This is a genomic window from Stenotrophomonas sp. 22LJNL06-5-1, assembly GCF_056861455.1.
The window spans coordinates 908,653-923,494 of the sequence record NZ_JBSPUE010000001.1 but is presented as its reverse complement, the minus strand read 5'-3'; the positions used below and the strand labels follow the sequence as shown (position 1 = coordinate 923,494).

The following is a 14,842-nucleotide window of genomic DNA, read 5'->3' as shown; positions in this document are numbered from 1 at the left end:
GCATCGCCTACCGCTTATTCCAACGCATAGCGCAGGGTGAACAGCACCGCCACCAGCCACACGGCCGGATGCACTTGGCGCCAGCGCCCGGTACCGGCCTTCAGCGCGGCATAGGCGATGAAGCCGAACGCCAGACCATTGGCAATCGAGTAGGTGAACGGCATCGCCAGCGCACACAGCGCGGCGGGCACCGATTCGGTCAGGTCGCTCCAGTCCACTTCCACCAGTTCGCGCAGCATCAGGCCGGCCACGAACAGCAGCGCGGGTGCGGTGGCATAGCTGGGCACCATCGCCGCCAGCGGCGAGAACAGCAGCGCGGCCAGGAACAGCGCCGACACCACCAGTGCGGTCAGGCCGGTGCGGCCGCCTACCTGCACGCCCGAGGCGCTTTCGGCAAAGGCCGTGGTGCTGCTGGTGCCGAGCATCGAACCGGCCACGATCGCGGTGCTGTCGGCCAGCAGCGCGCGGCCGAAACGCTTCTGCGCACCCGGCAGCTTCAGCAGGCCGGCGCGACCGACCACGCCGTACAGCGTGCCGGTGGCATCGAACACTTCCACCAGCACGAACACCAGCACCACCTGCAGCAGCACTGCGATCGGCGCACCGCCGTCATGGTGCAGCAGGCCCGGCAGATCCAGCTGCAGGAAGGTCGGCGCCAGGCTCGGCGGCAGCGAGACCAGGCCCTGGTACTGCACATCGCCCAATGCCCAGCCAGCGCCGGTCACGGCCAGGATGCCGATCAGGATCGCACCGCGGATGCGGCGCGCTTCCAGAATCGCGATCAGCAGGAAGCCGGCCAGTGCCAGCAGCGGCGGCGCCGTGTTCAACGGGCCCAGCGCCACCAGCGTGTCTTCATTGCCGACGATCACGCCGGACTTCTGCAGCGCGATGATCGCCAGGAACAGGCCGATGCCGGCCACGATGGCCGAGCGCAGCGACGACGGAATGCCCGACACCAGCCACGCGCGTACACCGGTCAGCGACAGCACCAGGAACACCAGGCCGGAGATGAACACCGCACCCAGTGCCTGCTGCCATGGCAGTCCGGCAGCGCCGACCACGGTGAAGGCGAAGAATGCGTTCAGGCCCATGCCCGGCGCCATGCCGACCGGGAAGTTGGCGGCCAGCGCCATCACCGCCGAACCCAGCGCAGCGGCCAGGCAGGTGGCCACGAACACCGCACCCGCATCCATGCCGGTGGTGCCGAGGATCTCGGGGTTCACGAAGACGATGTAGGACATCGTCAGGAAGGTGGTGACACCGGCCAGCAGCTCGGTACGCACGGTGGTGCCGTGCTGCTGCAGCTGGAACAGGCGTTCGAGCAGGGACATCGCAGATCTCTCGTGCCTGCGCGCCCTGCCGCCCCGGGGGACCTGCGGGTGCGTCGCCAGGCGGTTAGAAGTGGTAGTTCAACTTCAGCGTAACGCTGCTGTAGTCGGTATGGAAGCTGCGACGGGCCGCAGCAGGGTAGTTGGGGTCTTCCAGGGTCACCGGGCTGGAACCCAGGTGGGTGTAGCGGTACTCGGCACCGGCCGAGAGGCGGTCATTGAAGCGGTACAGCACGCCTGCGGTGGCATGGGCGCCGGTGGACAGGTGCGAGGCGCGGGTCTCGAATTCGGCCACGCGGCAGCCGTTGGTGGCTTCCACCAGCGACTTGTCGCAGCCCAGGGTGAATTCCTGCTGGGCCACGGTCACGCCCGCGCCGACGTAGGGCAGCCAGCGCCCCATCGCACGGCCCAGCGTCACATCGAAGGTGCCCGAACGGGTCACCGTGTCCTTGCCGTAGTACGGGCTGTACCGGTGCTGCTCACGATCCTTCCAGTCACGGCTGACGTTGCCGAACGACAGCGCGCCTTCAACGCCGACCACGATGTTGTTGTCGAACTGCCAGCGACGGCCACCCTGCACGCCGCCGGTGAAGCCGCGCACGCTCTTTTCCGAGGCGTTGGCATTGCTGCGGTCCTTGCTGTGCCCCTCGCCATGCGAGGCCTGGGCACCCAGGTAGAAGCCGTCCCAGTCGGTGGTCGCGGCCGTGGCGGTGCCCGACAGCAGCAGGGCTGCCGTGGTGATGATCAGTGCTTTCATTGCGGTTTCCTACGTTGGGGGATGAAGCGGGAACGTAGGAAAACCGATGCAGGCGAGTGAAAACATACAACGAATTGCAAAGTCCGATTACGACAAGGATTCAAGCCCGCTTGAGGCGTCTGCGTTCATCAACGATTGAATCCCGGCCGGCGAAAACACCCGGAAAGCGGGCATCCATGGCGACAGGAACGCCTGAAAGACGAAAGGCCGCGCGAGCGCGGCCTTTCGTTTTCTGCGGTATGGCTTACTTCAGCGCCTTGAAGCGCAGGCGCTTCGGCGCAGCGTCGTCGCCCATGCGGCGGCGCTTGTCTTCTTCGTACTCGCGGTAGTTGCCCTGGAAGAACTCCACGTGCGAGTCGCCTTCGAACGCCAGGATGTGGGTCGCGATGCGGTCCAGGAACCAGCGGTCATGCGAAATGACGAAGGTGTTGCCCGGGAACTCCAGCAGCGCATCTTCCAGCGCACGCAGGGTTTCGATGTCCAGGTCGTTGGACGGTTCGTCGAGCAGCAGCACGTTGCCACCCTGCAGCAGGGTCTTGGCCATGTGCAGGCGGCCACGCTCACCACCGGACAGCGAACCAACCATCTTCTGCTGGTCCTGGCCCTTGAAGTTGAAGCGGCCGATGTAGGCGCGCGACTGGATCTCGATGCCGTTGATGTTGAGGATGTCCAGGCCGCCAGCGATTTCCTGGAAGACGTTGTGGTTGCCTTCCAGCGCGTCGCGGCTCTGGTCCACGTAGGACAGCTTCACGGTCGGGCCGACCACGATCTCGCCGGTATCCGGCTTTTCCTGCCCGGTGATCATCTTGAACAGGGTCGACTTACCGGCACCGTTCGGGCCGATGATGCCGACGATGGCACCGGCCGGCACCAGGAAGCTCAGGTTGTCGAACAGCAGGCGGTCGCCGAACTTCTTGGAGACGTTCTTGAATTCCATCACCGCATTGCCCAGGCGCTCGCCCGGCGGGATGAAGATTTCGTTGGTCTCGTTGCGCTTCTGGTAATCGACCGACTGCAGCTCTTCCAGGCGGGCCAGACGGGCCTTGCCCTTGGTGCGGCCGCCCTTGGCGTTCTGGCGCGACCACTCCAGTTCCTTCTGGATCGCCTTCTGGCGGGCCTTTTCCTGGTTGTCTTCCTGCTTCAGGCGCTCATCCTTCTGGGTCAGCCAGTCGGTGTAGTTGCCCTTCCACGGAATGCCGCGGCCGCGGTCAAGTTCCAGGATCCACTCGGCGGCGTTGTCCAGGAAGTAGCGATCGTGGGTGACCGCCACCACGGTGCCGGTGTAGCGCGCCAGGAACTGTTCCAGCCATTCCACCGACTCGGCGTCGAGGTGGTTGGTCGGTTCGTCGAGCAGCAGCATGTCCGGCTTCTGCAGCAGCAGGCGGCACAGGGCCACGCGGCGCTTTTCACCACCGGACAGCTTGCCGACCACGGCATCCCACGGCGGCAGGCGCAGCGCATCGGCGGCCACGTCCAGCTGGTTTTCCAGGGTGTGCGCGTCGCCCGCGGCCAGGATCGCCTCCAGGCGCTCCTGTTCCTTGGCCAGCGCGTCGAAGTCGGCGCCTTCCTCGGCGTAGGCGAGGTACACCGCGTCCAGCGCGGCCTGTGCCTGCAGCACTTCGCCCACGCCTTCCTCGACCGCTTCACGCACGGTCTTGGTCGGGTCCAGTTCCGGTTCCTGCGCCAGGTAGCCGACCTTGATGCCCGGCTGCGGGCGGGCTTCGCCCTCGAAATCGGTGTCCACGCCGGCCATGATCTTCAGCACGGTGGACTTGCCGGCGCCGTTCAGGCCCAGCAGGCCGATCTTCGCGCCCGGGAAGAAGGACAGCGAGATGTCCTTGATGATCTGCCGCTTGGGCGGGACCACCTTGGACACGCGGTTCATGGTGTAGATGTATTGCGAGGACATGCGGTCTCCGTAGGCGCGGCCCTGCGCCCGACCCGTCACGGGAACATCCCGTTGCGGCAGCGGGCACAGACTGAAATGGAATACCGCCAATTATAGCCGGAACCGGTTCCGGGCCGCGCCCGGGCAGGGGCGCCGGGCTGGCCGCGGCCTGAATACCCGGTCACAGTCCTGCAGCGGGAAGCGTTTCCAGCCGGAAACGGTTCAGATCGGGTGCGCAATATGGGTTCACCACCCACCCGAGCAGAGGTCTGACATGCGCATCAATCGAGTAATGGCCGGCGCCGTGGCCTCTGTGCTGGCACTCGGCGCCGTGGCCCCGGCTTTCGCCGACAACGACCATCGCCGCGACCACGACCGCCGTGAGTGGCGGGAGGATCGCCGCGAGTGGCGCCAGGATCGCCGTGACTGGGAGCGCGACCGCCGCGAGGCCCGGCGCGACTACCGCCACGACCGCCGTGAATGGCACCGCGACCATGACCGCTACTACCGCCCGGCGCCGCCGCGGGTGGTGTATCGCCCGGCCTATGGCCCGGGCTATGGCTGGAAGGTCGGCCACCGCTATCGCGACTACTACCGCGGCCCGATCTATGTAGTGAACGACTACCCGCGCTATCACCTGCGTCGCCCGCCGTATGGCCACCACTGGATCCGCGATGACCGCGGCAACATGCTGCTGGTGGCCATCGCCACCGGTGTGATTGCCCAGTACGTGCTCAGCAACCGCTGAGGATCGTGGCCGGGGTCGGATCCCTTTCCAACGGAAAGGGCTCTGACCCCACATCAATCGAAACCATACGGGGCCGGATTCCTTCGGGGATGCCGACCCCGTCCGTTTCGGCCCCAGCAGGCCGGTGCGGGGCTACAATCGGGGGCTGAGTCGTACCCCTTTTCCCTGCCTGCTGGAGTACCCGATGTTCCCGCGTGACGTCCGCATCGAATCCTACGATCCCGAACTGGCCAAGGCCATCGCCGCTGAAACCCAGCGCCAGGAAGACCACGTCGAGCTGATCGCCAGCGAGAACTACACCAGCCCGGCGGTGATGGAAGCCCAGGGCAGCCAGCTGACCAACAAGTACGCCGAAGGCTACCCGGGCAAGCGCTACTACGGTGGCTGCGAATACGTGGACATCGCCGAGCAACTGGCGATCGACCGCCTGAAGCAGCTGTTCGGCGCCGACTACGCCAACGTGCAGCCGCACAGCGGTTCGCAGGCCAACCAGGCCGTGTACTTCGCCCTGCTGCAGCCGGGTGACACCATCCTCGGCATGAGCCTGGCCCACGGCGGCCACCTCACCCACGGCGCCAAGGTCAACGCCTCGGGCAAGCTGTTCAACGCCGTGCAGTACGGTGTGAACGATCAAGGCCTGATCGATTACGACGAAGTCGAGCGCCTGGCCCTGGAGCACAAGCCGAAGATGGTCGTGGCCGGCTTCTCGGCCTATTCGCAGGTGATCGACTGGGCGCGCTTCCGCGCCATCGCCGACAAGGTCGGTGCCTACCTGTTCGTCGACATGGCCCACGTCGCTGGCCTGGTCGCCGCAGGCGTCTACCCGAGCCCGCTGGAACACGCCCACGTGGTCACCTCGACCACCCACAAGACCCTGCGCGGCCCGCGCGGCGGCATCATCGTCGCCAAGGGCGCCGACGAAGACCTGGTCAAGAAGCTGCAGTCGATCGTGTTCCCGGGCATCCAGGGCGGTCCGCTGATGCACGTCATCGCCGGCAAGGCCGTGGCCTTCAAGGAAGCACTGGAGCCGGGCTTCAAGGCTTACCAGCAGCAGGTGGTGAAGAACGCCCAGGCGATGGCCAACACGCTGATCGCGCGTGGCTACAAGATCGTTTCCGGCGGCACCCAGAACCACCTGATGCTGGTCGACATGATCGGCAAGGACGTATCCGGCAAGGATGCGGAAGCCGCGCTCGGCAAGGCCCACATCACCGTCAACAAGAACTCGGTGCCGAACGACCCGCGTTCGCCGTTCGTGACCTCGGGCCTGCGCCTGGGCACCCCGGCGGTGACCACCCGTGGTTACGTCGAACAGGACTGCGTGGACCTGGCCAACTGGATCGCCGATGTGCTCGACGCGCCGAGCGATGACGCCGTCATCGCCCGCGTGCGCGACGCCGTCAGCGCGCAGTGCCGCAAGTACCCGGTCTACGGCTGATCGCGTAGTGGGGTCGGATCCCTTCCCGCAGGGAAGGGCTCTGACCCCGGCATTGGAGTAACCGCGCATGGATGAGCGCCACCTCAAGTACCTGTACACCGCGCTGGCGGTGCTGTTTGGCCTGCCCAGCCTGGCGATGGGCGGCGCGGCGGCGGCGATGCTGCTGCTGATGGGGCTGGGCCAGTTCGGTCATGGCACGCTGGCCTCGGTGACGGTGATGCCGCTGTGGGGCCTGGCCGGCATTGCCGGCTGCCTGGCCTGGTTGTGGCTCAGCGCGGGTTTTCTGCTGCAGGGGCGTGCCGGGCTGCACGTGCACCGCCTCTGGTGGTGGATGCTGCTGGCGGGCGGTCTCGCCGCCTTGCCCCCGCTGGGGCTGGCGCTGTGGTGGGGCATCGCCGTGAACGGCGAAGGCATCGGTTTGTTGCTGTTGGGCCCGTCGATGATGGTGCCGGCTGCGTTGCTGGTGTGGATCAAACGCCGCGCATGACGTGGCCCATGGAAGGAGATCGAACGCATGGATGAGCGTCTGCACAAACGCTGGATGGCGATCGCCGGCCTGCTGGTGGGCCTGCCCACCGTGGCGGCAGGCGGCACGGGTGCCGTACTGGGGCTGATGGTCGTATGGGACGGCAAGTACCTGACGGGCGACGAGCACAGGCTGTTGCTGCTGTGGTCGTCGGCCGGAATCATCGGCCTGCTGTCGTGGTTGTGGCTGAGCGGCCTGTTCCTGTGGCGTGGTGTTACCGGCCTGCGCCACTCCCCGGTTGTTGCCTGGGTGGGGCTGGCGCTGGGGGGCCTGGCCGCGTCGGGCGTGGTTGCCGCCACGCTGTATTTCACCTTCAAGCGCGGGGAGATCTCAACATTGGCCTTCCTCGGCTTTGGCCCGCCACTGCTGGTGATGTCCGGGCACCTGGTGTGGTTGCGCTGGGCACGCGCGGCCTCGGCGCCGCCGGCACCCGGTTGAGCGCACAGCCCTGACCGCGCTGGAGGCTCTGTTCGGCCGAAATGCAGGCACTTCCGCGCAGACAGCATTTGCTGCGGGGCCCTTTCTCAGGTACCTTTGCGACGCTGCCATGACCGTGGCAATAGGTACTTTCCTGAGCCAGGCGTTCCATGCATTGCCCCTTCTGCCAACATGCCGATACCCGGGTCATCGACTCGCGCGTCTCTGAAGACGGCGCGACGATCCGTCGTCGGCGTGAATGCGAAGCCTGCGGCGAGCGTTTCAGCACCATGGAAACGGTCGAGCTGAAACTGCCGGCCATCGTCAAGAGCGATGGCACCCGCGAGGCGTTCGACCAGCGCAAGGTCCGTGCTGGCTTCGACCGCGCGCTGCAGAAGCGTGCGGTGGCCGAAGACAAGATCGAAGCGGCAGTACGCGCCGTGGTCCACCAGTTGCGCATCAGCGGCGAGCGCGAAGTGCCCTCGATCAAGGTCGGCGAGTTCGTCATGAACGAACTGCGCAAGCTCGACCATGTCGGCTATGTGCGCTTCGCTTCGGTCTACCGCAGCTTCGAGGACGTCGCCGATTTCCGCGAGGAGATCGAGAAGCTTGAACGCGACCTGCCGTCCAGTACCGAACAGCTGCAGCTGCTGGGCGATGTGATTGCCCTGAGCAAGAAGAAGAAGGGCTGACGGCCTCCATCCACGCATGGCGTGGATCTACTCTGCTCTGGTGGGTGCCAACCGTTGGTTGGCACAGTGGCGCTCATCCACGCATGGCGTGGATCTACTTTGCCCTGATGGGTGCCAACCTTGGTTGGCACTGATGGCGTGGATCCACACCGGCAGCGTTACCATGGCCGCATGACCACCCCGTTCTCCGTCCTCGACCACCTGCACATGGCCAACGCACTGCGTCTGGCCGAGCGTGCCGCCTACACCACCCGCCCCAACCCGATGGTCGGCTGCGTGATCGCCCACGGCGAACGCGTGGTCGGGCAGGGCTGGCACCAGCGTGCCGGTGGACCGCACGCCGAAGTGTTCGCGCTGCGCGAGGCAGGAAGCGAGGCGCGCGGTGCCACCGCCTACGTCACCCTGGAACCGTGCGCGCACTACGGGCGCACGCCGCCGTGTGCGCTGGCCTTGATCGACGCGGGCGTGTCGCGCGTGGTCGCAGCGATGCGCGATCCGTTCCCGAAGGTCGATGGCGGTGGCTTCGATCTGCTGCGTAATGCCGGCATCGAGGTTGCCGAAGGACTGATGGCGACGCAGGCACGCGAGCTCAACAAGGGCTTCCTGTCGCGTGTGGAGCGCAACCGGCCGTGGCTGCGGGTGAAGCTGGCGGCCAGCCTCGACGGTCGCACCGCGATGGCCGATGGTAGCTCCAAGTGGATCACCGGCCCGGCCGCGCGCGAAGACGTGCAGCACTGGCGCGCGCGCGCAGGTGCGATCCTGACCGGCGCCGATACCGTGCTGGCCGACGACCCGATGCTGACCGTGCGCCTGGCCGATACCGAGGTGATGCCGCCACTGCGCGTAGTGCTGGATTCGCGCCTGCGCTCGCTGGAGTGCAGCCGTGTGCGCGAGGGCGGGGCACCGACGCTGTACCTGCACGATGCAGCGGTGAGTGCGCCGGATGCGGCCGACGCAGAATTTGCCAGCGTGCCCAGTGTTGACGGCCGTCTCGATCTTGGCGCGGTGCTGGCACTGCTGGCCGAGCGCGGCATCAATGAAGTGCACACCGAAGCCGGCGCGACGCTGGCCGGTGCGCTGCTGCGCGGTGGCTGGGTGGACGAACTGCTGCTGTACCAGGCCCCCACGCTGCTGGGCGACAACGGACGCCCGCTGCTGGCCGGTCTCGGCATCGATGCCATGGACCAGCAGCGTCGCCTGCGTGTGGTTGACCAGCGCCAGGTCGGCGAGGACAACAGGCTGCTGCTGCGCCCATGAAGGATTAACGCAGAGCAAGGGCTACGCCCTCGGCGTCAGGTTGCTTCGTCGTCTTCTTCGCCGACAGGGCACTGGCCCTTCCACTGCTGCTTCCACAGCACATGCAGGTTGCGGCAGTACGCGCCCAGCGCCTCGCCCGGCAGTTGCCTCGCCTTCAACCGCAGCTGGTGCCGCGTGAAACCGTCGTCGTACTCATGGGGCAGTACCAGCACGGCACACTGATCGTGATACATCAGGAACGCGTGGCAGTCGTCGTCTTCGCTCATCCACGCATCCAGCTGCCTGTCGCTCAGCTGGGTCGACTCGAAGGCGACCGAGGGTTGGACGACGAAAATCTTGGTGGCTTTGAACCTGGACGCTTCGGCCTGCCAGCACACCATCAGCGCCAGCACCATGATCGCGATCGATGTCATACGGTGTTTCATGCGGTTGCCCCGGTGGAAGAGGGCAACAGCATTGACCATGCAGGCTGCGCAAGGCCATGCAACGGTTCTGAAAGTGCGATCACCTCTGTCGTCGTCGAAGATGGGCCGAGCACGGATGGCCTGCACGTTTCGCCCGCCATCCGGCCAGCGCCGTCACACTGGGAGGATGCTATGTGAGATCGCAGAGCTCATCCGGACCTGGCACTACCGGTTCTTCCAGCCAGACGTCGAAGGGCAGCAGCCGCCACAGAATGGCCTGGTACAACTGCTGCATGCGCTCGGCATGCGCGAACGCATGGCGTGCCTGGTATCCGCCGACTACCGGCGTGCAATGCGGTACGGGCGGCGCCTCGCGCAGTAGTGTGGCCCAACGCTGGAACAACGCATCGATACGCGCTTGGCGCTCGATTTCCGGCGCGGCGCGCATCGCCAGATAGGCCTGACGCAGCGGCTCTACGTCCGGATGCTGGCACACCAGCGTGTACATGCCGATCTCCGGCGAGCCCAATGGCACGAATTCCCGAGCAGCACAGTTGACCCTCGGCAGCCGCAACGCCAGTGCCTCGGCAAAGGCTGCAGTGACGTCGGGCGAGGGCGCTGCGAAGTCCTGGCGCGACAACCACGCCGGAACGTCTTCGATGATGGGGCGCCAGTCCATGGCTTCGCCAGGGTCGAGGTTCTCGCCCAGTGCCCGCAGCAACTGCCGCGCTTCGGCATCGTTCTGCAGCAGCACCCGCGCCTGCAGCGTGTACTCGGCCTGCGGCGGGAGATCGGCAGGCACGCCTTCGCCTTCGATGCGCTCGTCCCATGCCTGCATCGGCATCAACAGCCCGCGGATGTCGGCGTCGAAATACAGCATCTCAATGCTGTCCCACGGTCCGTCGCCGTTCCTGATGAAGCGCATGCTTCCTTCATGCAGCGCATCGGGTGCACTACGCAGCGCCGTCGCGTACGCCGTACGGAAGGACGCGTCATCCATCGGGTCGCCCTCTCTGTCCTTCATCCGCTCTCGGCTCCTACGATAGGCCTCGAAGTGCCCGGACATGTCTGGCAGCACGCACCGATAGGTCACGGTGCCAACGCTGAGTGTTCCAATCTCTTCAACATCGCTGCCGGTTGCCCGGCAGTGAATGGTCTTCCGGCGTACCTGCAGGGCGTCGGCAATCGCCTCGCCGTGTACCTCCGCCAGGTTCTGGAAGGCGCGGCCCTCTACCTTCAGTTCGATGTCGGCCGGCACCGGCGTGGCGGCGGTCTGCAGGCTGCGGCGAAGCCGGTCCTTGGCGCGCGTATCGTCCTGGAACCTGGCCTGAGCATATGCATCGAAGGTTGCTTCCAGCGAAAGCGCGGCAGGTTCAGCGGCTACCGCCCAGAGCGGCGAGCCCAGCAGCAGGGCCACCAGATGCCGGATCATGAAGGATCCCGACATCATTCGGTCTTCTCCCTGTTCCACAGCTCCCGGTTGCGCTCATGGAAGATCTGGCAGTCGCGCGTTGCATCCGCGTCGCTCATTCCCTCCACGCGCTTGAGCAGATTGCGTTGCAGTACGCCGTTGCTCAGGAAGGGGCTCTGGGAATGATGCAGGGCAAAGAACCTCAGCTGGGCGGCCATCATCAGGTCGCAGGTGGGTACGCCGGTAACCACAGGCACGGCTTCCGCTTCGATCCGCGTATTCCATGCGTCGAAGGGCAGTATCTGTTGCAGCAGCGCCGTACCGAGCAACGGCAGGTCGAGAGCCATCCACTGGCCGCTGCCTGCGGACTGCAGGAACACAGTGCTGCCCTCATGTGAATGATCCGGCGCGTCGCGCAGGGCATTGGCGAATGCCGCGAAGAGCGCCCTGGCGTGTTCGGGATCATCGCCGACGTCGGCGCGTCGCTTCTGCGCGTCCCGGTAGGTCGGAAAGAAGCCCGAGAGGTCGGGGAAAGCGCACCGATAGGCCACGGTCGCCTGTGGCGTTGAATGCACCGTCTCCCGGCTGATGTCGGTGATGGTGCAGGACATGGCCTTCTGCCGCATCTCCAGAGCACTGGCAACCGGTTCCATTGCTGTACCGTTGAAGGCGACCTTGGGCAGCTGAAGCGCATCGATGGCGTTGACGGTCACCTCAACGCTGTCGCTGTTCGCAAATGCACGCAGATGGTGGCGCAGCTTTTCCTTCGACGGCGTATCGCCGTGAACGATGACCTGCACATAGGTCTCGAAGGTCTCTTCCAGCGAGAGCGCTGCAGAGTGCGCGGCGGTAGCGGTGAGCGGCGCTCCCAGCAGCAGGATGGCGATGGATTTCAGCATGGCGGCACACGGGCGATCCGGGAGGGCCCTGAGGATCAGGGGCACCTCATGCAGGGGTCCATGCAACTTGTCTGAAAATGCATGGCGTTGGGGAAGGCGCGCGCCTGACCCGGTGGCATAGGCTCACGCGAATCTGTCGGTCCGCATCATCGGTGTCATGGCTCGCGGAACCGGACCGAGGAGGCCATGGCGTCAACCGCGTCTTCCACTTCTTTGGAACTGTCTGCCGGCAGGATGGCAACCAAACGGACGAAACGCTCATCCGGCCACAGGGCGAGATAGTGGCGGTAGTGGCGTCCGTCGGGTGTCACCCCATCAACCCGGTGCCCGGCGATACCGCCGAACGGCACGTTCTCCCTTGAGGTGATCGTTCCGCCCTGAATCCTGACGGTCCCTGCAATCAACTGATCGGACACCTTCTCTGGATCGTCAGAGGCAAAGGGGAGAGAAAGCTGCGACGCGACAATTACCAGGGGCTGCAGACCATCGGGATCAGTGTCCAGTTCACCGGCCGTAAGTGCCACGGCTGATCCGGACAGGGTGTCCAGCAGGCGGAAAGGGGACGCCGGCTCAACGCTGAAAGGCATCGCGGCGATCTTCTGCTCAAGCGTGGCCTGCGGACGCAATGTTACGGTCGCCAAGGCCTGCATCGCCTGCCTGTGCGTCAGTGCATGATCACGCGGGGCTTGAACCGTGATCATGACGGTGGGGGAGCCGCTGAAAAGCGCCATCCACTTCTCGAAGGTGTAACCGTGCGCGACCTGGCTGCCGATGACCACCGGGATCGTCCGCCCCTCGACGCTGAGCGACTCCAGGCGATCGACCTGTACGCCCTGGCTGGCGAAGCGGCTACGCGCAGCGGGCTCATCCACGAACAGTCCGCTGACTGTGCTGCTGGCCTCGGCGGGCAGCTCGGCGACCAGGATGCTGGCACGGCCATCATCACTGACAAACCCGGAGAAGTTGGGGGCGAGGGCGAACCCGGGAGGCGGCGACAGGCTGACGACGGAGCCGGGCACAGCCATTGACGGCTGTGACGCCTGTGAGCAACCTGCGAGCAGCAAGGCCTGCAGGAGAAGCAGAGCCGCGCGTACGAGACTGCGGAAGTGGGTGAGCATCTGGAATGCCTCTTATTCTGTCCGGACTTGATGAGTGTCTTTCTCTGCTTCAATGCGCTCGTCCCAAGCGGAAAACGGCATCAGCTCCTTCAGTAGATTCAAGCCGAGGAACAGCATGTCTGCACTGCTCCATGGACCATTGTTGCCAAGACGCGAGAACTCCGCCCTCGCTGTGTACGTGGTGTCAGGCGCGTCGCGCAGGGTTGCCGCATAGATGCCAAGGAACGTTCTGAAAGCATCGCCATCAGGGTCCCCGGCACGTGAGCGCGCCAGATTCTCCCGATAGGCGTCAAAGGCGCCAGATACATCGGGAAGCGCGCACTGGTAGTCCACAACGCCGCGATGGGAGGAGCTGTCCTCCTCGGTTCTGACCGCACGGCAGTGAATGGTCTTCCGGCGCGCGTTGATCGCACTGGCCGCGGGCTCTTCGAAACCAGTGGCAAGATTCTCGAATGCGTAGAGTGCGTCAACGACGTCTCCGATGTCGGGATAGTTGTCCGGGTCTGCAGTGCGCAGGCTGTTTCGCAGCGCAGTTCTGGCGTCCTCGTCATTCTGGGTGATGACGCGCGCATAGGCAGCGAAGGTGTCTTCCATTGAAAGCACTGCAGCATCTGCGGCCAGCGGTGCGCAGAGCAGCAGGACGAAAAGAAGTCTCAACATGGCGTGGATGGAAGCGGGGGAAGTCCCTGAGGATCAAGGGCGCTCCATGCATTGGTCCATGCAACTTGTCTGAAAGTTACGGATTGCTCTCGTGGCAACAACGTCGGGGAAATTTGAAACTTTCTTCATAGCCGCCTTCGTGACCCGAATGCACAGTGCTGGGTTTCCCAGTGCGGTGATAATCGTGGCGCAATCCTTCCGAACCCGTACGCTTCCAGCGCTCCTTGCGCTTGGAATGGTTGTTTCGCCTGGCGCGTTCGCAGATGGCGAGGATCCCGCTGCCGTGCGTACCATCACAAGCGCGCAGGCGTTGCAGGACCTGGCCGCCGTCATCGAGTGCCGGGCTCCCACCTCGGTACGCGAGCCGCTGTCGCGAAATGTGTGGGATGTCGTGCTGGGTGATGGCAAGCGTGCAAAGCCGCCATTCGATGCGTGGATCGTTGTCAAACAGCCCAATTCGTATCTGCATGAGGTCGAGCTGCCTAGTCCGATCACTGTATTCGGCTACCCGACCCAGCGCATCGCAGTGCTTTCGGAAGGGACGATGGCCATCCTTGATGATGTCTCCTTTGAGACGATATCCAAGCAGCTGGAAATGAAGCCGCTACATGCAACGGCCGCCCCTCACATCCATGTGCGGAACCTGTCCTTGCGCAATGTCAGCGAAATCGGCTTTTCGGTTCGTTCACTTACGGCGTCGCGGGTCTCTACCCACCCCGACTCTGTGCTGGTGGGGTGCGAGGAGCGCTACGACACGCGGATGGAGCAGTTGCGCAGGCGCGGCAAGGAACCTGACGTGGTGTTCGCGCCGGGTGTGGATATCGCCACTGAGCTCGATGACGTGCTGAGCTGCAAGGCAGACGCACTGCGCAATTACACGGCCGATTGGGCGGTGACCATGTCGGCGCACACCACTGATACGCGTTTCAAAGGCTGGAAGGATGGAGAGGATGAAGAGGGCAATCGCTGGTGGGTGCCGCCGGCACCGATCATGATCGCCGGCAGGCCCGTCTCGCGCTTGGTCAAGGTGGGTCAGACCTTGTACGCAGAGCTGGACGGGGATATCGCCGAAACGCTGGCCGAAGAATGGCTTCTGCCACCCTACGATGGCTGGAGCGACGCTGCTTTCGTAGGCTTCTACGATACCGACACGGCGGCCGACGGCTGGCTGGAAGATCGCGCGCGCATCGTGCGTGCGTGGGCGCCCGGCAAGACCCTGCACGGCTGCGAGTACCAGCAGAATCGTCCGGAGTTCGGCGAACATCCGGACGATGATGACGAAGGATGACGGCAGCGTGG

15 protein-coding genes are annotated in these 14,842 nt (G+C 65.0%); 7 read left to right on the top strand and 8 right to left on the bottom strand.

Annotated elements, in window-relative coordinates:
• Positions 1-14 precede the first annotated feature (14 nt).
• The 3 genes from AC13GF_RS04375 to ettA form a co-directional block, all read right to left on the bottom strand.
• Positions 15-1,331 (bottom strand): NCS2 family permease, encoded by a 1,317-nt coding sequence (locus AC13GF_RS04375; RefSeq protein ID WP_483003418.1) that lies wholly within the window; start codon positions 1,329-1,331, stop codon positions 15-17.
• Between the two features lie 64 nt (positions 1,332-1,395).
• On the bottom strand, positions 1,396-2,085 hold the full coding sequence (locus AC13GF_RS04370; RefSeq protein ID WP_483003417.1) for an outer membrane protein: 690 nt from the start codon (positions 2,083-2,085) through the stop codon (positions 1,396-1,398).
• A 244-nt stretch (positions 2,086-2,329) separates the two neighbouring features.
• Entirely contained in the window at positions 2,330-3,994 is a 1,665-nt protein-coding gene (ettA, locus tag AC13GF_RS04365) for an energy-dependent translational throttle protein EttA (RefSeq protein ID WP_005412220.1), read from the bottom strand.
• Between the two features lie 253 nt (positions 3,995-4,247).
• Here ettA and AC13GF_RS04360 point away from each other — a divergent pair, with 253 nt between their 5' ends.
• The 6 genes from AC13GF_RS04360 to ribD all read left to right on the top strand — a co-directional run bounded on the left by AC13GF_RS04360 (position 4,248) and on the right by ribD (position 9,051).
• Positions 4,248-4,721, top strand: a complete 474-nt coding sequence (locus AC13GF_RS04360; RefSeq protein ID WP_480980990.1) for an RcnB family protein — start codon at positions 4,248-4,250, stop codon at positions 4,719-4,721.
• Positions 4,722-4,905: 184 nt separating this feature from the next.
• Positions 4,906-6,159, top strand: a complete 1,254-nt coding sequence (glyA, locus tag AC13GF_RS04355; RefSeq protein ID WP_099588522.1) for a serine hydroxymethyltransferase — start codon at positions 4,906-4,908, stop codon at positions 6,157-6,159.
• 67 nt (positions 6,160-6,226) lie between these two features.
• Entirely contained in the window at positions 6,227-6,646 is a 420-nt protein-coding gene (locus AC13GF_RS04350) for a hypothetical protein (RefSeq protein WP_483003415.1), read from the top strand.
• Positions 6,647-6,673: 27 nt separating this feature from the next.
• Positions 6,674-7,123: a hypothetical protein gene (locus tag AC13GF_RS04345; RefSeq protein ID WP_483003413.1), complete on the top strand. Its 450-nt coding sequence runs from the start codon at positions 6,674-6,676 to the stop codon at positions 7,121-7,123.
• Between the two features lie 149 nt (positions 7,124-7,272).
• A complete protein-coding gene (gene nrdR, locus AC13GF_RS04340; RefSeq protein WP_135272284.1) occupies positions 7,273-7,794 on the top strand; it encodes a transcriptional regulator NrdR in 522 nt (173 codons plus the stop codon).
• Positions 7,795-7,965: 171 nt separating this feature from the next.
• Positions 7,966-9,051: a bifunctional diaminohydroxyphosphoribosylaminopyrimidine deaminase/5-amino-6-(5-phosphoribosylamino)uracil reductase RibD gene (gene ribD / locus AC13GF_RS04335; RefSeq protein ID WP_483003411.1), complete on the top strand. Its 1,086-nt coding sequence runs from the start codon at positions 7,966-7,968 to the stop codon at positions 9,049-9,051.
• A gap of 35 nt (positions 9,052-9,086) precedes the next feature.
• Here ribD and AC13GF_RS04330 read toward each other — a convergent pair whose 3' ends face one another.
• The 5 genes from AC13GF_RS04330 to AC13GF_RS04310 all read right to left on the bottom strand — a co-directional run bounded on the left by AC13GF_RS04330 (position 9,087) and on the right by AC13GF_RS04310 (position 13,543).
• Complete coding sequence (locus AC13GF_RS04330; RefSeq protein ID WP_164221765.1) at positions 9,087-9,515, bottom strand: hypothetical protein; 429 nt, start codon at positions 9,513-9,515, stop codon at positions 9,087-9,089.
• A gap of 130 nt (positions 9,516-9,645) precedes the next feature.
• Positions 9,646-10,887, bottom strand: coding sequence for a hypothetical protein (locus AC13GF_RS04325; protein WP_483003409.1), 1,242 nt, complete (start codon positions 10,885-10,887; stop codon positions 9,646-9,648).
• Between the two features lie 14 nt (positions 10,888-10,901).
• Complete coding sequence (locus AC13GF_RS04320) at positions 10,902-11,765, bottom strand: hypothetical protein (RefSeq protein WP_483003407.1); 864 nt, start codon at positions 11,763-11,765, stop codon at positions 10,902-10,904.
• A 155-nt stretch (positions 11,766-11,920) separates the two neighbouring features.
• Positions 11,921-12,883 carry a hypothetical protein gene (locus tag AC13GF_RS04315; RefSeq protein ID WP_483003406.1) on the bottom strand — a complete coding sequence of 321 codons (963 nt, stop codon included), beginning with the start codon at positions 12,881-12,883 and terminating at the stop codon, positions 11,921-11,923.
• 12 nt (positions 12,884-12,895) lie between these two features.
• Positions 12,896-13,543: a hypothetical protein gene (locus AC13GF_RS04310; RefSeq protein WP_483003405.1), complete on the bottom strand. Its 648-nt coding sequence runs from the start codon at positions 13,541-13,543 to the stop codon at positions 12,896-12,898.
• A gap of 283 nt (positions 13,544-13,826) precedes the next feature.
• On the opposite strand from AC13GF_RS04310, the gene AC13GF_RS04305 reads away from it, so the two are divergent.
• Complete coding sequence (locus AC13GF_RS04305) at positions 13,827-14,831, top strand: hypothetical protein (RefSeq protein ID WP_483003404.1); 1,005 nt, start codon at positions 13,827-13,829, stop codon at positions 14,829-14,831.
• Positions 14,832-14,842 lie beyond the last annotated feature (11 nt).